This window comes from Roseateles sp. GW821-FHT09H11, assembly GCF_059415845.1.
Window position 1 is genome coordinate 22,086 of sequence record NZ_JBWKOA010000003.1, and the last position, 18,985, is coordinate 41,070.

At 69.6% G+C, this 18,985-nt stretch carries 18 protein-coding genes; 10 read left to right on the forward strand and 8 right to left on the reverse strand.

Annotated elements, in window-relative coordinates:
• The first annotated feature begins 210 nt into the window (after positions 1-210).
• From AC07PR_RS10950 to AC07PR_RS10960, 3 genes are read left to right on the forward strand one after another with little or no spacing between them, the layout of a single operon-like run.
• The gene (locus tag AC07PR_RS10950) at positions 211-1,062 is read left to right on the forward strand and encodes a hypothetical protein (protein WP_495135327.1); all 852 of its coding nucleotides are present in this window, start codon (positions 211-213) and stop codon (positions 1,060-1,062) included.
• A complete protein-coding gene (locus AC07PR_RS10955; RefSeq protein WP_377160787.1) occupies positions 1,059-1,517 on the forward strand; it encodes a (2Fe-2S)-binding protein in 459 nt (152 codons plus the stop codon). The genes AC07PR_RS10950 and AC07PR_RS10955 overlap by 4 nt, the downstream gene beginning before the upstream one ends.
• Positions 1,518-1,537: 20 nt before the next feature.
• Positions 1,538-3,823, forward strand: coding sequence for a xanthine dehydrogenase family protein molybdopterin-binding subunit (locus AC07PR_RS10960; RefSeq protein ID WP_495135647.1), 2,286 nt, complete (start codon positions 1,538-1,540; stop codon positions 3,821-3,823).
• Positions 3,824-4,183: 360 nt separating this feature from the next.
• Here the strand turns inward: AC07PR_RS10960 and AC07PR_RS10965 are convergent, their stop codons facing one another.
• The 4 genes from AC07PR_RS10965 to AC07PR_RS10980 form a co-directional block, all read right to left on the reverse strand.
• Complete coding sequence (locus AC07PR_RS10965; RefSeq protein ID WP_495135328.1) at positions 4,184-4,429, reverse strand: hypothetical protein; 246 nt, start codon at positions 4,427-4,429, stop codon at positions 4,184-4,186.
• A gap of 109 nt (positions 4,430-4,538) precedes the next feature.
• Positions 4,539-5,174: a 3-isopropylmalate dehydratase small subunit gene (gene leuD / locus AC07PR_RS10970; RefSeq protein ID WP_495135329.1), complete on the reverse strand. Its 636-nt coding sequence runs from the start codon at positions 5,172-5,174 to the stop codon at positions 4,539-4,541.
• Positions 5,171-6,652 carry a 3-isopropylmalate dehydratase large subunit gene (gene leuC / locus AC07PR_RS10975; protein WP_495135330.1) on the reverse strand — a complete coding sequence of 494 codons (1,482 nt, stop codon included), beginning with the start codon at positions 6,650-6,652 and terminating at the stop codon, positions 5,171-5,173. The genes leuD and leuC overlap by 4 nt, the downstream gene beginning before the upstream one ends.
• Positions 6,649-7,656: an alpha/beta fold hydrolase gene (locus tag AC07PR_RS10980; RefSeq protein ID WP_495135331.1), complete on the reverse strand. Its 1,008-nt coding sequence runs from the start codon at positions 7,654-7,656 to the stop codon at positions 6,649-6,651. Before AC07PR_RS10980 ends, leuC begins: the two co-directional genes overlap by 4 nt.
• A gap of 154 nt (positions 7,657-7,810) precedes the next feature.
• On the opposite strand from AC07PR_RS10980, the gene AC07PR_RS10985 reads away from it, so the two are divergent.
• The 6 genes from AC07PR_RS10985 to AC07PR_RS11010 all read left to right on the forward strand — a co-directional run bounded on the left by AC07PR_RS10985 (position 7,811) and on the right by AC07PR_RS11010 (position 14,254).
• Entirely contained in the window at positions 7,811-8,725 is a 915-nt protein-coding gene (locus tag AC07PR_RS10985) for a LysR family transcriptional regulator (protein ID WP_377160810.1), read from the forward strand.
• 300 nt (positions 8,726-9,025) lie between these two features.
• The gene (gene aqpZ, locus AC07PR_RS10990) at positions 9,026-9,706 is read left to right on the forward strand and encodes an aquaporin Z (protein WP_495135332.1); all 681 of its coding nucleotides are present in this window, start codon (positions 9,026-9,028) and stop codon (positions 9,704-9,706) included.
• Positions 9,707-9,863: 157 nt separating this feature from the next.
• Positions 9,864-11,240 carry a cytochrome ubiquinol oxidase subunit I gene (locus tag AC07PR_RS10995; RefSeq protein WP_495135333.1) on the forward strand — a complete coding sequence of 459 codons (1,377 nt, stop codon included), beginning with the start codon at positions 9,864-9,866 and terminating at the stop codon, positions 11,238-11,240.
• Positions 11,237-12,253, forward strand: coding sequence for a cytochrome d ubiquinol oxidase subunit II (locus tag AC07PR_RS11000; protein WP_495135334.1), 1,017 nt, complete (start codon positions 11,237-11,239; stop codon positions 12,251-12,253). The genes AC07PR_RS10995 and AC07PR_RS11000 overlap by 4 nt, the downstream gene beginning before the upstream one ends.
• A gap of 331 nt (positions 12,254-12,584) precedes the next feature.
• Positions 12,585-13,247: an amino acid ABC transporter permease gene (locus AC07PR_RS11005; protein WP_483107619.1), complete on the forward strand. Its 663-nt coding sequence runs from the start codon at positions 12,585-12,587 to the stop codon at positions 13,245-13,247.
• An 83-nt stretch (positions 13,248-13,330) separates the two neighbouring features.
• Complete coding sequence (locus tag AC07PR_RS11010; protein ID WP_495135335.1) at positions 13,331-14,254, forward strand: DMT family transporter; 924 nt, start codon at positions 13,331-13,333, stop codon at positions 14,252-14,254.
• Between the two features lie 3 nt (positions 14,255-14,257).
• Here the strand turns inward: AC07PR_RS11010 and AC07PR_RS11015 are convergent, their stop codons facing one another.
• Complete coding sequence (locus AC07PR_RS11015) at positions 14,258-14,476, reverse strand: hypothetical protein (RefSeq protein WP_377160823.1); 219 nt, start codon at positions 14,474-14,476, stop codon at positions 14,258-14,260.
• A 209-nt stretch (positions 14,477-14,685) separates the two neighbouring features.
• On the opposite strand from AC07PR_RS11015, the gene AC07PR_RS11020 reads away from it, so the two are divergent.
• A complete protein-coding gene (locus AC07PR_RS11020) occupies positions 14,686-15,369 on the forward strand; it encodes an ion channel (RefSeq protein ID WP_483107617.1) in 684 nt (227 codons plus the stop codon).
• Positions 15,370-15,433: 64 nt separating this feature from the next.
• Here AC07PR_RS11020 and AC07PR_RS11025 read toward each other — a convergent pair whose 3' ends face one another.
• The 3 genes from AC07PR_RS11025 to AC07PR_RS11035 form a co-directional block, all read right to left on the reverse strand.
• A complete protein-coding gene (locus AC07PR_RS11025; RefSeq protein WP_495135336.1) occupies positions 15,434-16,630 on the reverse strand; it encodes a hypothetical protein in 1,197 nt (398 codons plus the stop codon).
• A 73-nt stretch (positions 16,631-16,703) separates the two neighbouring features.
• Complete coding sequence (locus tag AC07PR_RS11030) at positions 16,704-17,882, reverse strand: glycerophosphodiester phosphodiesterase (protein WP_495135337.1); 1,179 nt, start codon at positions 17,880-17,882, stop codon at positions 16,704-16,706.
• 146 nt (positions 17,883-18,028) lie between these two features.
• Entirely contained in the window at positions 18,029-18,940 is a 912-nt protein-coding gene (locus AC07PR_RS11035; protein ID WP_377160834.1) for a DUF2145 domain-containing protein, read from the reverse strand.
• Positions 18,941-18,985: the final 45 nt, after the last annotated feature.

An 18,985-nucleotide genomic window follows, 5' to 3' on the forward strand; every position in this document is an offset into this window, starting at 1 on the left:
CGGCACCGCCGCCGCTGGATCGGGCAAGTTTCGCGTCGCATCAGGCAAGCCGTGACCCCTTGTGCCTTTCTAGACTGCCAGGGGCGCTCCGAGGGGACGCCTGCAGGGCTTCTTTCGGGGTCACGCCGCAGCAATCAGGAGGTCGAGATGGGTGCTCGCTTCGCTTGGGAATCCTCGTGGGGTTCCTCTTGGCATTCCTTGTGGGGTTCCTTGCGGAATTCCTTGTGGTCCGGGCCGCTGACCTCATCCTGCGCGGTGGCGTGCACGGCGGTGCTGGGGCTGGCGGCCGCCGCGCCGCTCGTCCACGCGGCCGACGGCCCCGCCAACTTCCAACCGACGCCGATCTCGGCCACGCCGAACCGGCAGGAAGGGCTCGCCGCCTTCGCGCAGCTGGAGCGGGTGCTGAAGCATCCGCGATGTCTGAACTGTCACGTGCCGGACTCTCCGCTGCAGGGCGATTTCAGCCGCCTGCACTACCCACCGGTGCAGCGCGGCGCCGATGGCAAGGGCGTCGCGCCGCTGCAGTGCGCGACCTGCCACTCGACGCAGAACAGCCCGCTGCAGCATGCGCCGCCCGGTCTTGAGACCGACGGCAAGCCCGGCTGGCACATGCCGCCGGCGAACATGAAGATGAACTGGGTCGGCCTGCAAGGCGCGGCGCTGTGCAAGGTCTTCCGCGAGCCCAGGACCAACGGCAACCGCTCGCTGGCGATGCTCGAGCAGCACATGGTCACGGACCACCTCGTCGCGTGGGGCTGGAAGCCGGGACCCGGCCGCGCGTTGCCGCCGCTGGACAAGGCCACCTTCGACGAGCAGGTCCGATCCTGGATCCGCAACGGCGCGCCCTGTGACGCCACCGAGCCGCTGCGCAAGTCCGTCGGCACGACGAAGGCGGATGCGACACGCGGCGTCGTCGATCACCTGCGTGCCCTCGCCACCGATGACGCCCCGGCCAGCAATGCCGCCAACCGTGGCGGCGCCGGCGGCAACAGCGGCAACAGCGCCAACAACGCCAACAGCAACAACGCCGCCCAGGCCGGCGTGACCAGGAGCCAGCCATGATCTCGTTCCGCCTTAACGGGCAAGCGCAACAAGTCGACGTGCCGGGCGACACGCCGGTGCTGTGGGTCCTGCGGGACACGCTGGGCATGACGGGCACGAAGTTCGGCTGCGGCATCGCGGTCTGCGGCGCCTGCACCGTGCACATCGACGGCGAGCAGCGCCGCGCCTGCGTCACCCCGATCGAATCGGTGGCCGGCCAGCAGATCACCACGATCGAGGCCATCGGCGGCGACCGCATCGGGCTGGCCGTGCAGGACGCGTGGGTGAAGCACGACGTCGTGCAGTGCGGCTACTGCCAGAGCGGCCAGATCATGGCCGCCGTCGCGCTGCTCAAGACCAACCCCAAGCCCAGCGACGCCGACATCGACGCCGCCATGAGCGCCAACCTCTGCCGCTGCGGCACCTACGTGCGGATCCATGCCGCCGTCAAGGACGCCGCGCTCGCGCTGGCCTGAAGGAGATCGACATGCGACCCATGTTCCAGTACCTGAGCGGCGAGTTGCCCGATGGCATCGAGGATTCCTCGGTCTCTACTGCCGCCTCGGCCATGGCCGATGCGGGAGGCCTCGGCCGCCGCGTGTTCCTGAAGATGAGCCTCGCGTCGGGCTTCGCGCTGTACGCGACCGGAGCCGGTGCGCAGGAGGCCGCGGTGAGCGGCGCTTCCGCGGCGAGCGCGCCGGAAGGCCTCAAGCCGTTCCAGCAGCCGTCGGCCTTTGTGGCGATCGACGGCGACGGCATCGTCACCGTGACGATCGGCAAGATCGATTTCGGCCAGGGCGTGCAGACCGCGTTGCCGATGCTGGTGGCCGAGGAGCTGGATGCCGACTGGAGCAAGGTCCGTTGCGAGCTCGCGCCGGCGGGCGAGGCCTACAAGGATCCGTTCTTCCACATCCAGATGGTGGGCGGCTCGACCAGCATGAAGGCGTCGTGGCAGCAGTACCGCGAGATCGGCGCCCGCCTGCGCGCGATGCTGGTCGCCGCGGCGTCCAAGCAGCTGAACACACCGGCGGCGCAGCTGCGGACCGAGTCGGGCAGCGTCGTCGCGCCGGACGGCCGGCGGCTGGGCTACGGCGTGCTGGCGCAGGCGGCTTTCGCCGAGCCGGTGCCGGCGACGGTCAAGCTCAAGGAGCCGTCGCAGTTCAAGCTGATCGGCAAGCCGATGAACCGGCTCGACGCGCGCGCGAAGTCGACGGGGCGCCAGGACTTCGGCATCGACGTGAAGCTGCCGGATCTGCGCACGGTGGTGATGGTCCACCCGCCGGTCTTCGGCGGGAAAGTGTCGAAGTTCGATGCAGCGGCGGCGCTCGCCGTGCCCGGCGTCGAGGAGGTGATCCAGGTCCCGCTGAGCAGCGGCGCGAGCGGGCTGGCGATCATCGCGAACGGCTTCTGGCCCGCACGCAAGGCACGCGAGCTGGTGAAGGTCGACTGGGATCTGAGCGGCCTGGAGCGCGTCGACAGCGCGGCGCAGCTGGAGCAGTTCCGCGCGTTGGCGAAGCAGCCGGGCGCGTCGGTGCAGAAGGCGGACACCTCCGCGCTGGACGCGACGAGCGCGACGAGCGCGGGCAAGGGAGCTCCGGCCCGCATCACGGCGGAGTACACCTTCCCGTACCTCGCGCACACGCCGATGGAGCCGCTCAACTGCACGATCGATTTCCGAGGCGATCGCTGCACGGTGTGGGTGGGCTCGCAGTTCCAGACGGTGGACCAGGCGCAGGTGGCGGGGGTGCTCGGCCTGAAGCCGGAGCAGGTCACGCTGAACACGATGACGGCGGGCGGCGGCTTCGGCCGGCGCGCGACGCCGACCTCGGACTACCTCGTCGAAGCCGCGCAGGTGGCGAAGGCGCGCCACGCCGCGGGCAAGCGCGGCCCGATCAAGATGATCTGGACGCGCGAGGACGACGTGCGTGGCGGCTTCTACCGCCCGACGCACCTGCACCGCGTCGAGATCGCGCATGACGGCAAGGGCAAGGTGCTCGCGTGGAAGCATGTGATCGTCGGCCAGTCGATCACGATGGGCACGCCGTTCGCGGACTTCATGGTGAAGAACGGCGCGGACGCGACGATGACCGAAGGCGTGGCCGAGAGCGCCTATCCGTTCCCGATCGCGCTGGACGTCCACCACCCGAAGGTCAACGTGCCGGTGCTGTGGTGGCGCTCGGTCGGCCACACGCACACGGCCTTTGTGATGGAGACGCTGGTCGACGAGCTCGCGCGCGCCGGCAAGATCGATCCGGTGGCGTACCGGCGGCAGCTGCTCGCCAAGCATGCGCGGCACATCGCGGCGCTTGACCTGGCGGTGGAGAAGTCCGGCTATGGCAAGACCAAGCTGGCCAAGGGCCACGCCTGGGGCGTGGCGGTGCACGAGTCCTTCAACACGGTGGTCGCGTACGTGGTCGAGGTGTCGATCAAGGACGGCCGGCCGGTGCTGCACAAGGTCACGGCGGGCGTGCACTGCAACCTCGCGGTGAACCCGCGCACGATCGAGGCGCAGGTGCAGGGCGCGCTGGTGATGGGTGTCGGCATGACGCTGCCGGGGGCGCAGATCACGTTGAAGAACGGTGAGGTCGAGCAGGGCAACTGGAACGACTACCGCGTGCCCATCCATGTGGATGCGCCGAAGGTGGACCTGCACGTCGTGCCGTCGGCGGATCCGCCGACGGGCATGGGCGAATGCGGCGTCCCGCCGATCGCACCGGCGATGGCGAACGCGATGGCGGCGCTGACGGGAAAGCGGATCCGGAGTCTGCCGTTCCCGGTGTGACGTCGCCAGTCATTCCGGCGAACGCTCTCTCCGTCTGCTCGTCACCTTCCTCGCGCGCGGGCATGTCGCTGATCTCGCCAGGCAGGCTCCACGTCTTGAACAGCATGGAGGTGCCGAACAAACCGGTCAGGCGTTCGTGTTCCTCTTCCTTCCAGATCTTCTGCAGCTTCTCCACCATCACCTTGCAGGGGCTGCCTGATCGGGACGGGCTTCCGAGGCAGCGGAGTACATCAGACGACAGAATTCATTCGTCGACGCGGCGGCCACTGCTTCCGGTCCGAGGCCGCGTTCAAAGTCAAGTGGATTCATGAAAACGAACCAGGCACGGGCTCCCGTGCCTTCGCCTGCTCAGAGGGTTGCTCAGATATCCGTGAACTTCCGCGACAGGTAGAACGGGCCCTTCGCAGCTAAACGGGCAAGCAACTCGGAAGATGAACTGCTCTCGATCGTGTCCGATGGAACGCCCCCGCGCCTGGCGAGAATTCGCTCTCGGCATTGCTGGTGAGCCATCGCCAGCGTCTCGCACAGCTCCTTCGATTCGGACAACATCCGTCCCGCCTCTAGCGCCATCGCTTCAAGCTGCTTGAAGTTGGGCAGGTCAGACATCTTGGTCGGTTGAGGCATTCGCTCACCCCTTTCTGGAGAAACCGGAATCGATGTGGCAAATGCTAGTTCCGGCGATCGCGGCCGTCGATGACCTATCTCAGTAGAAGCCTCACGGGGCCAGTCGTTGCCTGGCCACATCCTTGACCCAAGGCTGCGCTTCCCAGTGCGCCTTGGCGAAGGCATCGATCTGCTCGCGGTAGGTCATCGACAGCCCGATCGCGTCGAGCCCTTCCAGCAGCATCCGCTGATGCCGCGGCAGCATGTCGAAGCGCGCCTCGACGCCGCCGGCGCTGCGCAGCGTGAGCGTCTCGACGTCGAGGGTGACGGCGTTGCCGGGCACGTGGTCCGCCTCGGCCATCAGCCGGAGCACCTCCGCCTCCGGCAGCGCCACGAGCAGCAAGCCGTTCCCCATCGCATTCGAATAGAAGATCTCGCCGAAGCCCGGCGCGACCACCGCGCGGATGCCCGCCTGCTGCAGGCCCCACACCGCGTGCTCGCGGCTGGAGCCGCAGCCGAAGTTGTTGCCGCCGAGCAGCACCGAGACGCCCGCGTACTCGGGCTTGTTGAGGACGAAGTCCTCGCGCTCACGCCCGTCGGCGTCGAAGCGCAGGTCGTAGAGCAGCCCGTCGCGCAGGCCGCTCTTGTCGATGCCGCGCAGGAACTGCTTGGGCATGATCTGGTCGGTGTCGAGGTTTTCGAGGCGCAGCGCCGCGGTGCGGCCCTCGACTTGGCGGACGGGGTTCATCGCGGGATCTCCTGCGGAGCAACGGCACTGGGCGCGGGGGCCAGTCGGCGGACATCGGTGAGGTGACCCGTTACCGCGGCGGCGGCGGCCATCGCGGGACTCATCAGGTGCGTGATCGCGCCGCGGCCCTGGCGGCCTTCGAAGTTGCGGTTCGTCGTCGACGCGCAGCGGATGCCGTCGGCGAGCACGTCGTCGTTCATCGCCAGGCACATCGAGCAGCCGGGCTGCCGCCATTCGAGGCCCGCATCGAGGAACACGCGATCGAGGCCTTCCGCCTCCGCCATCGCGCGCACCGCGCCGGAACCCGGCACGACCATCGCGCGCACGCCCGGCGCCACGCGGCGGCCGCGCAGCACGGTCGCCGCGGCGCGCAGGTCTTCGATGCGGCCGTTCGTGCAGGAGCCGATGAACACATGCTGGATCGGCGTGCCTTCCAAGGCCACGCCACCATGCAGGCGGGCGTAGCGCAGCGCGCGCTCCGCGCTCGCTCGGGTCGGGCCTTCGTCCATGCGCGCCGGATCGGGAATCGGCGCATCGATCGCGGCGACCTGGTCCGGGCTCGTGCCCCAGGTCACCTGCGGCGCCACCTCGGCGGCGTCGAAGCGGTATTCGATGTCGAACGTCGCGCCTTCATCGCTGTGCAGCGTCGCCCAGTGGGCGAGGGCGGGCTCGCGCCATTCGCCAGCAAGGTCGGGGCAGCGGGCGAGCACGTAGTCGATCGCCGTCGCATCCGGCGCGATCAGCGCGCCGCGGGCACCGGCCTCGACCGCCATGTTGCACAGCGTGAAGCGGGCTTCGACGGACAACGCTGTGATCGCTTCGCCGCAGAACTCGACGACGTAGCCGCGCGCACCCTGGGCGCCGATGCGGCCGATGATTGCGAGGATCAGGTCCTTGGACGTCGTCCCGATCGGCAGCGCGCCGTCGACGCGGATCCGCATGTCCTTCGCGACGCGGTAGACCAGCGTCTGCGTGGCCAGCACGTGCTCGACCTCGGTGGTCCCGATGCCGAAACCCAAGGCCCCCAGTGCGCCGTAGGTCGTGGTGTGGCTGTCGCCGCAGATCACCACCATGCCGGGGCGGATCATTCCGTGCTCCGGCGCGACGACGTGCTCGATGCCCTGCAGCGCGTCGGTCGTGTCGAACAGCCGGATGCCATGCCGGTCGCAGTTCGCCTTGAGGTTGGTCGCCTGCAGCGCCGACGGCGGATCGGCGATCACGCGCAGCTTAGTCGCCACCGGGTGCGTCGGGATGATGTGGCTCACCACCGCCACGTTCTGGCCCGGCATCGGCACGCCGCGACCCTGCTCGTGCAGGCCGGTGAAGGCCTGCGGGCTGGTGTACTCGTTCATCAGGTGCAGGTCGCAGAACAGCAGCACGTTCTGTTCGTCGAGGGCCGCCACCGTGTGGCTGTCGACGAGCTTGCGATAGAGCGTGCGCGGTCCGGCGTGTGTGAGCGTGGCGAGCGTGGCGCTCATGGCTGGCTCTCCTGGCCATCGGTGGCGATGGCGTCGGCGGTGAAGAAGGGCAGGACGCGATCGAGCAATGCCTCCGGGGCCTCCTCCGGGATGTAGTGGCCGCAGGGCAGGGCCTCGCCGCGCACGTCGTCGGCGACGCCGCGCCACAGCGTCAGCGGCTCGAAGCAGCGGTGCACGACGCCTTCCCGGCCCCACAGCGCGAGCAGCGGCATCTGCAGCCGCCGGCCGGCGGCGCGGTCCTCGCGGTCGTGGTCCAGGTCGATGCCGGCGCTGGCGCGGTAGTCCTCGCACAGGCCGTGCGCGGTGCCGGGCAGCGCGAGGCAGCGCTTGTACTCGGCCAGCGCGCGCGGGTCGAAAGGCGCGAGGCCCGCGCTGCGGCGGCCCATCACGTCGCGGATGTAGGCGCCGGGGTCGGACTCGATGAGGCGCTCGGGCAGCGGCGCCGGCTGGATCAGGAAGAACCAGTGCCAGTAGGCGCGCGCGAAGGCGACGTTGGTGCCTTCGTACATGTCCAGCGTCGGCGCGATGTCCAGCAGGGCGAGCCGCCGCACCGCGTCCGGCGCGTCCAGTGCGAGGCGATGCGCGACGCGCCCGCCGCGGTCGTGCGCCAGCACGTCGAAGCGCTCATGCCCGAGCTGGCGCATCACGCTCAGCATGTCGGCGGCCATCGTGCGCTTGCTGTAGGCGGCATGGTCGTTCGGCGCCGGCGGCGTGGGCGGTGTTGACGGCGACTGCAGCGCCTGCAAGGCCTCCGGCACCTCCGGCTTCGACGAGTCGCCATAGCCGCGCAGGTCGGCGGCGACGATGGTGAAGTGCTCGGCCAGCGTCGGCGCGACCTTGTGCCAGATCGCGCGCGTCTGCGGATGGCCGTGGAGCAGCAGCAGCGCGGGGCCGGTGCCGCCCATCGTCAGATGGATGCGGACGCCATCGGCCGTGGGCAGGCTCAGATGCTGGAAGCCGGGGTACAGCGCATCGAGCGCATGGACGCCTGGGGAAGCTTGCATGGGGTCTCCTGATCGGGCGTGCCGGCCGGAAGGGACGGGGTGGGAGCGGCGGCACGGTCGGCGATGGCCGACTCCTCGTTGGCCCCGATTCTGGAAGTGAATGCAGGGCACATAATTTCCGCTTCGGCAGTTCTTTCGTTCCGGAGGTTCATCAATGGACGGCTTCTCCGACCTGGCCTTCTTCGCGCTGCTGGTGAAGCAGGGCAGCCTGGCCGCTGCGGCGCAGCAGCTCGGCGTGACGCCGCCGGCGGTGAGCAAGCGGCTCGCGGCGATCGAGCGCCGGCTCGGCGTGCGACTGCTGCAGCGGACCACGCGCCGCATCGGCCTGACGCCCGAGGGCGAGACCTACCTCGTCGACGGCGCGCGCGTGCTGGAGGACCTCGAGGCGCTGGAGCGCACCGTGGCCGGCAGCCGCGCTGCGCCGAAAGGCCTGCTGCGCGTGGCGGCGAGCTTCGGCTTCGGGCGCAAGCATGTGGCGCCGGCGTTGTCGAAGTTCGCGCGACAGTTCCCCGATGTCGAGGTGCAGCTCGAGCTGACCGACCGCCCGGTCAATCTGATCGAGCAGGGACTGGACCTGGAGGTCCATGTCGGCGAGCCGCCCGACGCGCGGCTCACGGCGCGGTTGCTGGCGCGCAACCGGCGCGTGCTGTGCGCGTCGCCCGCGTACCTGAAGCGTGCCGGCGAGCCCGCCACGCCGCGCGAGCTTGCGCGCCACGCGTGCCTCTTCATCCGCGAGAGCGACGAGACCTTCGGCACCTGGCACTTCCAGCAGGGCACGCGCAAGGAGACGGTGAAGGTACGTGGGCCGCTGGCCGCCAACGACGGGGAGAGCGTGCTCGCCTGGGGACTCGATGGGCACGGCGTGCTGATGCGCTCGTTCTGGGAAGCGGCGCCGATGCTGCGATCGGGGCGCTTGCGACCGGTGCTGGCGGATTGGTCGCTGCCGCCGGCGGACATCCACCTGATCTATCCGCCGCGCGCGCAGCTGTCGGCGAAGACGCGAGCGCTGGTCGATTTCCTGCTCGAACGCTTTGAGCCCCAGCGCGAAGGAGACGACGGCGGGTGGTGATCGACGGTCGCTGGCCCTCACCCCCGCCCTCTCCCGCAAGCGGGAGAGGGAGTCCGCCCGGCGCTCTTCTTACCCCCTCTCCCGCTTGCGGGAGAGGGCAGGGGTGAGGGCCAGCGGCGGTGGAATGGCAGGCGCCCTCCGACCGGCGCGCAAGCCCCTACGTCGTGGGATGCCGGGCTGTTCGGCGCGCGGACAGAATCGCCGCTTGCATGCCGGAGACAGGCGCGAAAAATGCGCGGCCGGCGTGCGCGGAAGCAGTCGAGGCGGCGTTCCGCGTCGCCTCGCCCAGGGAGGATCCCCATGAAGGCATATATCGCCGAACTGATCGGCACGTTCTGGCTCGTGCTCGGTGGCTGCGGCAGCGCCGTGCTCGCCGCGGCGTTCCCGCAACTGGGCATCGGACTGCTGGGCGTGTCGCTCGCGTTCGGGCTGACCGTGCTGACGATGGCCTTCGCCATCGGACACATCAGCGGCTGCCACCTCAACCCGGCGGTGTCCGTCGGCCTGTGGGCCGGCGGCCGCTTCGAGACGAAACGGCTGCTGCCCTACATCGTGGCGCAGGTCGTCGGCGGCGCGCTGGCGGGCGGCGTGCTCTACCTGATCGCGAGCGGCAAGCCGGGCTTCACCGTCGGCGGCTTCGCGTCGAATGGCTTCGGCGAGCACTCCCCCGGCGGCTACGCGATGGGCGCGGCGCTGCTGTGCGAAGTGGTGATGACGGCGATGTTCCTGTTCATCATCATGGGCGCCACGGACAAGCGCGCGCCGCAGGGTTTCGCGCCGATCGCGATCGGCCTGGCGCTGACGCTGATCCACCTGATCAGCATCCCCGTCACCAACACCTCGGTGAACCCGGCGCGCAGCACGGGCGTGGCGCTCTTCGCGGAGCCGTGGGCCCTGCAGCAGCTCTGGGCCTTCTGGGTCGCGCCGCTCGTCGGCGGCTTGATCGGCGGCGCGGCGTACCGCGCGCTGTCGAGCGACTGAGCAAGCATCGCCCGGCCCCGACGAGGGCGTCGCGCGCCACCGCCGCGCGCGCGCCCGGCCGGGGCGATTTGTCCTAGGGCATTCGGTCCTAGGGCAGCTTGTCCTAGGACGATCTGTCCCTTCCGCGAACTGTCCGACTTCGGAACACTTCAGGGCCATGGACACCCTGATCCTGGCGCGCATGCAGTTCGCGCTCAACATCACCTTCCACATCCTGTTCCCGACGATCACGATCGCGCTGGGCTGGGTCGTGCTCTTCATGCTCTGGCGCTGGCGGCGCAGCGGCGAGTCCGCGTGGCTCGCGGCCTACCAGTTCTGGACCAAGGTCTTCGCGCTCAGCTTCGCGCTGGGCGTGGTCAGCGGCGTGACGATGAGCTTCCAGTTCGGCACCAACTGGCCGGGCTTCATGGAGCGCGCCGGCAACATCGCCGGACCGCTGCTCGGCTACGAGGTGCTCACGGCCTTCTTCCTGGAGGCCGGCTTCCTCGGGATCATGCTGTTCGGGCGGGAGCGCGTCAGCCCGCGTGTGCACCTCATCGCGACGGCGACGGTGGCCTTCGGCACGACGCTCAGCGCGTTCTGGATCCTCAGCCTCAACTCGTGGATGCAGACGCCCACGGGCTACGAGATCCGCGACGGCGTCATGCATGCCGTCGACTGGTGGGCGATCGTCTTCAATCCGTCCTTCCCGTACCGGCTCGCCCACAAGCTGCTCGCCTCGGGGCTGACGGTGGCCTTCCTGCTGGCCGGTGTCAGCGCTTGGCAGATGCTCAAGGGCAGCGAGAAGGCGGAGACGCGCCGCGTGCTGCGACTCGGGCTGACGCTGGGCGCGGTGCTGATCCCACTGCAGATCGTCGCGGGCGACCTGCACGGGCTCAACACGCTGAAGCATCAGCCCGCCAAGATCGCGGCGATGGAAGGCGTGTGGACCACCGAGCGCGGCGCGCCGCTGCTGCTGTTCGCGCTGCCCGACGAGCAGGCGAAGGAGAACCGCTTCGCCATCGGCGTCCCGCGCCTGGCCAGCCTGATCCTCAAGCACGATGCCGAGGGAGAGATCCGCGGGCTCGATGAATTCGCGAGCGCGCACCCGCCGGTCAAGCCGCTGTTCTTCGGCTTCCGCGTGATGGTGGGTGTCGGGTTGCTGATGCTGGTCTTCGCGTGGGGCGGGTGGTGGCTGTACCGGCGCTCGGGCTGGCAGCGTCTGCCGCGCGTCTGGCTGTGGGGACTCTCGTTCATGAGCTTCTCCGGCTGGATCGCGACGGTGGCCGGCTGGTATGTCACCGAGATCGGCCGGCAGCCCTTCATCGTCTACGGCGTGCTGCGGACGCAGGAGGTCGCGGCGCACAACCCGGGGTCGATGATCGCGGCCTCGCTGGCCGGCTACGCGACGGTCTACCTGGCGCTGCTGATCGCGTACATCGCCGCGATCAAGCGGATGGCGGAGAAGGCCACGCCGGGCGCCGTTCCTGTCGATCCCACCCATCCGCCGGGCAGCGTGCCGGTCGGCGCCGTCATCTCGAGGAGCTTCACATGAACGCGTTGGTGGCCGTGCCGGCCGGGGAGGGGAGCGTGCTCCCGGTGATCTTCATGGCGCTGATGGGGCTCTCGCTGCTGATCTACGTCGTGCTGGACGGCTACGACCTCGGCGTGGGCATGCTCTGCGCGACGGCGAAGGACCTCGATCGCGACCGGATGGTCGCGTCGATCGGGCCCTTCTGGGATGCCAACGAGACCTGGCTGGTGCTGGCCGTCGGTCTGCTGCTGATCGCCTTCCCGAAGGCGCAGGGCGTGGTGCTGACGGCGCTCTACGGGCCGGTGGTGCTGATGCTGCTGGGGCTGATCCTGCGCGGCGCGGCCTTCGACTTCCGCGCCAAGGGCGACCCGGCGCACAAGCGGTGGTGGGATGCCGCCTTCGCGGGCGGCTCCTTGCTCGCTTCGCTGGCGCAGGGTTGGATGCTCGGGCGCTACGTGACGGGCTTCGAGGACAGCATCGCCGCGCAGGTCTTCGCTGCGGGCATCGCGCTCGCGCTGACCGCCTGCTATGCGCTGCTGGGAGCCGCATGGCTGCTGATCAAGACGGAGGGCGAGCTGCAGCGGCGGGCGATCGACTGGGCGAAGCGCGCCTGGCCGGTGGTCGTGGCGGGATTGCTGGTCGTGTCGATCGCATCGCCGTGGCTGAGCCCCACCGTGCGGGCGCGCTGGTTCGACATGCCGGGCCTGATCGCGCTGGCGCCGCTGCCGCTGGTCGCGCTGCTGGCGCTGGCGGCACTGCGTGGATTGCTCAACTCGCACCGCGTGCTGGGCAAGCTGAGCTGGGCGCCGTTGGCGCTGATGGTGGTCGTGCTGACGCTGAGCTTCTTCGGACTGTCCTACAGCCTCTATCCGTTCGTCGTCATCGACCGGGTCACGATCTGGGACGCGGCGGCGGCGGACGAGTCGCTGCGTTTCCTGCTCGTCGGCGCGGCGCTGACGATACCGGTGATCCTGGCGTATTCGCTGTTCTCTTATCGCGTGTTCCGGGGGAAGGTGCGTGCGCTCGCGTATTGACTGCAACGGCCAAGCGCGGGCTCTCCGCACGGCAGGGGGCATCCCTCCGGGAACCCCCAGCAGTACTCCGGCCCCACGGAGGTTGCTCATGCAACGGGCGGAGCGGGTCTCGCATTGATGCGTGCCACGGTCCCACTGGGGCCGGAGTGATGCTGGGGGTCCCTGGAGGGGTGCCCCCTGCGTCGCGGAGAGCCCGCGCTTGGCGATCGCAGTCCTGGAGAGCCAGCGCTTGGCGCGACGGAAGTCCCGGAGAGCCCGCGCCCGGAGATTGCAGTCCAGGAGATGGCAACATGCCGCCTTCCGCTGAGAAGCGAGCAATTCCAAGAACTCCATGGACTTCCCCTCCCTGCTCTCCCTGGCCGAACTGGCCTGGCCGGTGCTGTTGAAGGGCACCGGCTACACGCTGCTCTTCGCGGTGATGGCGATGATCTTCGGCCTGCCGCTGGCGGCCGTGATCACGCTGGTGCGGGTGCTGAAGCTGCCGGTGCTGGACCGCGTGATGGCGGTCTATGTGAGCGCGATGCGCGGCACGCCGCTGCTGGTGCAGGTGTTCATCGTCTACTACGGTCTGCCGAGCATCGGCATCGAGTTCTCCCCGCTGGTGGCCGGCGTGCTGACGCTGACGCTCAACGTCGCCGCCTACATGAGCGAGACCCTGCGCGGTTCGATCGGCGCGATCGAGCAGGGCCAGTGGCTGGCGGGCACCTCGCTGGGACTGAGCCGTCACCAGACACTGCGTTTCGTGATCGGCCCGCAGGCGCTGCGCGCCGCCGTGCCGAGCCTGTCCAACAGCCTGATCTCGCTGATCAAGGACACCTCGCTGGTGTCGGTGATCGCCGTGACCGAGCTGATGCTCGCCACCAAGGAGGTCATCTCCACGACCTTCCAGCCGTTTCCGCTCTACATGGCCGCGGCGCTGATCTACTGGGTGCTGAGCTTCGCCTTCGAGCAGGTGCAGAAGTGGATGGAGAAGCGCCTGGCCTATCCGCATTGATCCGGCCGCACGGATCCAGCCGCATTGAATCAGCCGCATCGATCCGGCTGAACCCCTCCCGCCCGCACTGAAGTCCCGCCCTGATGTCCACCTCCGTCGCCGTTTCCCCCTCGCTCCTTTCCGTCCATCTGCGACTGGTCGGCATGGCCGTGCTCTGGGGCGCCTCCTGGCCCATGGGCCGCGTGCTGGCGCAGACGATGCCTCCGCTGGCCGCGGCGGCCTGCCGCTTCCTCTTCGCGGGCGCGATCCTGATGCTGTGGCTCGCGCGCTCCGGCCGGCTCGCGGCGCTGCGGGACTGGAGCGTCCAACGCTGGGCCGGCATGGTGCTGGCCGCGAGCTTCGGCGTCTTCGGCTACGCGACGTTTTTCATGAGCGGGCTGCGGCACGTGCCCGCCGGCAAGGGCGCACTGGTGATCACGCTGAACCCGGTGATCACGCTGCTGCTGGCGGCGTGGATCTTCCACGAGCGCCTGAACGCGCGGATCGGTCTGGGCATGGCGATGGCCGCGGTCGGCGCCGCCATCGTGATCACGAAGGGCGAACCCTGGCACGTGTTCGATGGCCGCGTCGGCATCGGTGAAGTGCTGCTGCTGGGCTGCGTCGCGTGCTGGGTCGCCTACACGTTGATCGGGCGCAAGGTGATGGTCGGCGTCGATGCGCTGACGACCACCGCCGTCACGGCGGCGATCGGCGCGTTGATGCTGCTGGCGCTGACGCTCGTGGTTGACGGCACGGCCGGCGTCGCCGGCGTGCTGGCCGCGCCGCGCAACGCGTGGCTGTGCATGGCCGGGATCGTCGTCGGCTCGACGGCGCTGGCCTATGCCTGGTACTTCGACGGCGTGAAGGCGCTGGGTGCCGGCGCGGCGGCCGGCTACATCACGCTGGTGCCGGTGTTCGGCGTCGTGTTCGCGGCGCTGGGGCTGGGCGAGGTCATCGACGCGTCGCTGCTCGTCGGCGGCACGATGGCCATCGCGGGCACGGCGTTGATGAACCTCGGCCGGCGCTGAGGCTTACTTCCGGCCCGCCCCCACCAGCACGATGCCGCCCACCGCGATGGCGGCGATGCCGGCCCACAGCGGCACGTTGACGCGCTTGGTCTCCTCGACCTTGAGCTCGAGCGGGCCGAGCTTGGCGGCGGTGTTTTCCTTGGTGTACGAGAACCCGCCGTAGACCAGGCCCAGCACGCCCGCGACGATCAGGATCACGGCGATCAATCGAATGCCACCCATGACGTCCTCCAGTGTTTGCGATGTGATGTTGAGATGAACGCGCCCCGGCCGTCGCCTCGCATGTCGTACGGCGTCGGGGTGGCTCATTGAAGCGCTTCGCGATGCGGACGCACGTAGGACGGCGCCGCATCCGCGTGTCGGGCGGCTCCGTCGATGCGCTGGCACGCCGATGCCTTCGCGGACCGACCGGCGGCGGTGAGAATGCGCCGATGCGTGTCCTTCGAGTCCTCGCCGTCACGCGGCGTCATCCGTCCGCGATCCTGCTGATCGTGCAACTGCTCGGGCTGGTGCTGTATCCCCTGCTGGAGGCGAGCCGATCGGCGCCGCTGGCGCTGGGCGCCTTCGGCATCGTCGTCCTGATCTTCACGACGCGCATGGTGCGCAGCACGCCGGGGCTGACCTGGCTGAGCGTGACGATCGCGCTGCCGGCGATCGCGCTGTTGCTGCTGCAGGCGTTCTGGCACATGGAGCAGCTGCTGCCGTGGTCCTCGGGGCTGGAGGCGTTGTTCTACTTCTACGCCGCCGGGAGCCTGATCTCCTACATGATGAGCGACTGGCACGCGACGACCGACGAGCTCTTCGCCGCCGGCGCGACCTTCACGCTGCTGGCCTGGGGCTTCGCACATGTGTTCGTCGTCGTGCAGGCGCTGCATCCGGGCAGCTTCGCGGCGGCGGTGGATCCGCAGCTGCCGCGCACCTGGACCGAGCTGATGTTCCTCAGCTTCGCGCTGCTGTCGAGCACCGGCATCGGCGACGTGATCCCGGTGAAGCCGCTGGCGCGCGCCGTCACGACGGTCGAGATGTTCGTCGGCGTCATGTACCTGGCGGCGGTCGTGTCGCGGCTGATCGGACTGACCTTGATCCAGCACCGGAAGCTGTCGGATCTGGATTGAGAGCCCCGCCGTGCCGCGGCACGGCGCGCCGCTGGTCGGCGACGCGACGCGCTGAACGCGTCGCCTACGGCTTCTTCGGCGGATCGTCGCGCTGCAACAGCTTGTCGACGCCGGTGGTGTCGGCGGCGCGCGTGGTCAGGTCCTTCGCCCAGGCGAAGCCTTTCTTCGCCGCGCCCATCGCCTGGTTGGCGGCCTCGGCGGTGGTGTTGCGGACCTGTTCGGCGGACGGCAGCCGCTCCTGCGTCCAGGTGGCCGCCTTCTTCGCGACATCGGCGGCCTGGGCCACGGTGCTCTCCGCCTGCGCGCGGACCTGGTCGACCGAGGGCAGCTGCTGCTGCGTCCAGTCCGCCGTCTTGCGCGCGGCGTCCCAGGCCTGCGTGGCGGCGGTGGCCGTCGTGACGAGGACCTGATCGGCGCTCGGCAGACGCTGCTGCGTCCAGTCGGCGGTATCGACCAGCACCGTGCGTACCTGTCCAGCGGCGGCGCCGGCCAGCGTCACCGTCTGGTTCCAGCGCTTGGAGAGCTCGCCCGGCGGCGCCGTCGCGAGCAGGCGCACGACGGTGTCGAGCGACTGGGTCTCCTCCGGTGTCAGCGGGCCGCCGGCTTCGAGCATCCCGCGCATGAAGACGCCGAGGTCCTTGGCGATCGCGGCGTGGTTGCAGTCGGGGTTGAGGTGGAGAAAGCCGGCGCCTTCGACGGCCATCGCCTCGAGCTCGCTGCCGCCGAGTCGTGCTTCGACCGCGGCCACGGACTGCTCGACGAAGGCGCGATTCAAGCCCCAGTCGGCGATCAGGTGGTCGATGAGGTACTGGCGCTCGGCGGGCTCGACGGCGCCGTCGATGGCGGCCAGGCGCAGCGACAGTGGCGCGATGAGGTCGAACAGCGCGAGGCCCAGCGTGTCCAGCGGCGTGTTGAGGTACTTGGGGATCTCGATGACGCGCTCGCCCTTGGTCGAGCTGAGCAGGCGGTACATGCCGTAGCAGGCGCCGCCCGACGCGAGCGCGGCGAAGGCGACCCAGCCGATCGGCGTGGCCGACGCGCCGAGCAGCGACGCGACCATGCCCGTCTTCGCGACCGCCGCGCCCGCGCCTGCGGCGCCCAGGACGTCCCACACCTCGCGACCGCGGTTGATCATGCGCAGCGAGGCATAGGCCGCCTCGCCGATGGCGAGCTTGGCCTTGAAGCGCAAGGGATCGGCGACGACCTGGTCGACACCCTTGAGCTCGGGCGGGGGCAGCAGCAGAGGCGCGGGGGCAGGCATCGTGGAAGACTCCGGTCGGATGGGGGGAGTCTAGCGAAGTGGCATGACTCCCCCGCGCCGGCGCCCCTCGAGCCTACTTCTTCACGTAGGCGTCGATCGCCTTGCGCGCCAGGAACGACTGGTCGCTGAACAGGCCGTCCATGCCGATCTTCAGGAACGCCTCGATCTGACCGGCGAGGTTGCCGATCGCCGTCGGATCGGCGCTGCTGTCGAAGTCGTCGGGCAGGAAGACGTTCTCCGCGCGGAAGGTCCAGCCGTGCACGATCAGGCCGGCCGCATGCGCGTCCTTCACCAGCGTCGTCGGCGTGCCCAGGCGGCCGGCGACCAGCGGGATCATCAGGTTCGTGTTCGCGCCGATGCCTTGGGCGTAGCTCGCGATCTCTGCCAGGCCGGCCGGCTGGGCGAGGTCCGCGTAGGTGCGCGTGTCGCCGCTCAGCGTGAAGTCGTAAGGCCGGCCCGAGCCGTTGAGCAGCTGCACCAGCGGCACGCGCGTCATGCGGTTGAGCTTGCGCAGGTTGCCGACCTCGAAGGACTGGATGAAGACCGCCGAGTCCGGGCTGCGGTAGCCATACTTGTTGAGCAGGCGCACCAGCGGCTCCTCCAGCGGCTTGCCGATGCCGGCGAAGTAGGTCGGGTGCTTGGTCTCCGGATACACGCCGATCGGCTTGACCTTCTGGCCGTGACCGTGGCCATGGCGGCCGGCCTTGCCGTCCTCTTCCCTGCGGCGCTCGTTGGCCTGCTGGACCAGCTGCAGCACCTCCTCGAAGGTGGGCACCTCGAACATGTCGTTGAAGCGCGTGTTGGCCGGGCGGATCTGCGGGATGCGCTCGCGGGCGCGCAGCGTCTTGAGCTCGGCCAGCGTGAAGTCCTCGGTGAACCAGCCGGTGATCGCGACGCCGTCGATGGACTTCGTCGCCTTGCGGGACGCGAACTCGGGACGCTCGGCGACGTCGGTCGTCGCTTCGCGCACCGAGCCGTCGGGATTCAGGATCGCGATGGCGTTCTCGTGGCGGGCGACCAGCACGCCATCCTTCGTCAGCACGAGGTCGGGCTCGACGTAGTCGGCGCCTTGCTCGATCGCCAGCCAGTAGGCGGCGAGCGTGTGTTCGGGCACGTAGCCGCTGGCGCCGCGGTGCGCGATCAGCAGCGGCTCCTTGGCGCGCGGGGGTTGTTGGCCGCCGTGGGCGCAGGCGACCGTCGCCAGCGAGGCGGCGACGAGGGTGGCGAGGACAGCAGTGCGAAGCAACTTCATCGGATGTCTCCTTCGGTCGATCGTCGAATGGACGGGGCGCCGGCAGCGTAGGTCCCCGCCGATGAAGTTTTGATGATCCGCCATGGGGAGCGAGTCCCTTGAAACAGGTCTTACACACCGCCGAAAGGGCGATGAGGACGACGGACTCAGGACGCGAGGGGCAGGACCTCGTCGCCCTCGCCGGCGCGGCAATCGGCCGGCAGCGGGTCCCAGCCGCGGCGGACGACCATGGTCGAACCCGTCGCGCAGAACTCGACGCGTTGCGCGTCGGGAACGAGCCGGTGCGCGAAGGCTTCGAGCGCCGCCGGTGTCGAGACTTTCAGCCGCATCGCGTAGAGGTCGTCGATCGGGTGGTCGTCGCTGTGGATCAGCGGCACGAACTGGGCCGCGAACATGATGGCGTGAGACGGCACGACGACCGGCAAGGGGTCGTAGCCGAGCCCCTTCAACCAGCGCTGTGCCTGCTGACGTGTCGGCGCGCCGCCCTCGACAGGCGGAGCGCCGTCGAGGCGCGCGGGCGCTTCGTCGTCGCGGGGCGCCCAGGCGAAGCCCATGAGCTCCGCCACCCATTGGTTGCAGTTCTGGTACTGCGTGCTGAAGGCGTAGGCGCTGGCGCTGTAGCGCGGCGACAGCAGTGCGAGCGCGAGCCGGTTGTCCAGCGCGCGGGCGGCGAGGCGGGCGCCGTCGCGCTCGGGCAGCGTCACGATGGAGAGTCGGATCGGCTCGGTGCGTCCCGCGCTCAGCAGGAAGCCGGCAAGGCCCTGGTCGTAGAGCTTCGCCTGGGACTCGTCGCAGGCGTAGTAGAGCTGCCGCACCGACCACGGGCTGTTGCGGCTGTCCCTCAGCGCGATGCCGCTGTGCGAGTACTGCAGGTGGAAGCGGCTCAGGTCCGTGCCGGAGCGCGAGACCAGCGCGGCGGAGGCGCCGCTCGCCTCCAGCGCCCGCCTAGCGATCGCGACGACCTGGAGCTGGCGGTCCTGCTCGGTGGCGCTGACTTCGCCGCCGCGGTCGCAGAAGGTGGCAGCTTGCGACGCCGACGCCGCAGCGAGCGCAGTCATCGCGATCACCGTTGACGCGAGGCCGCGAAGCACCGGGACGATGCC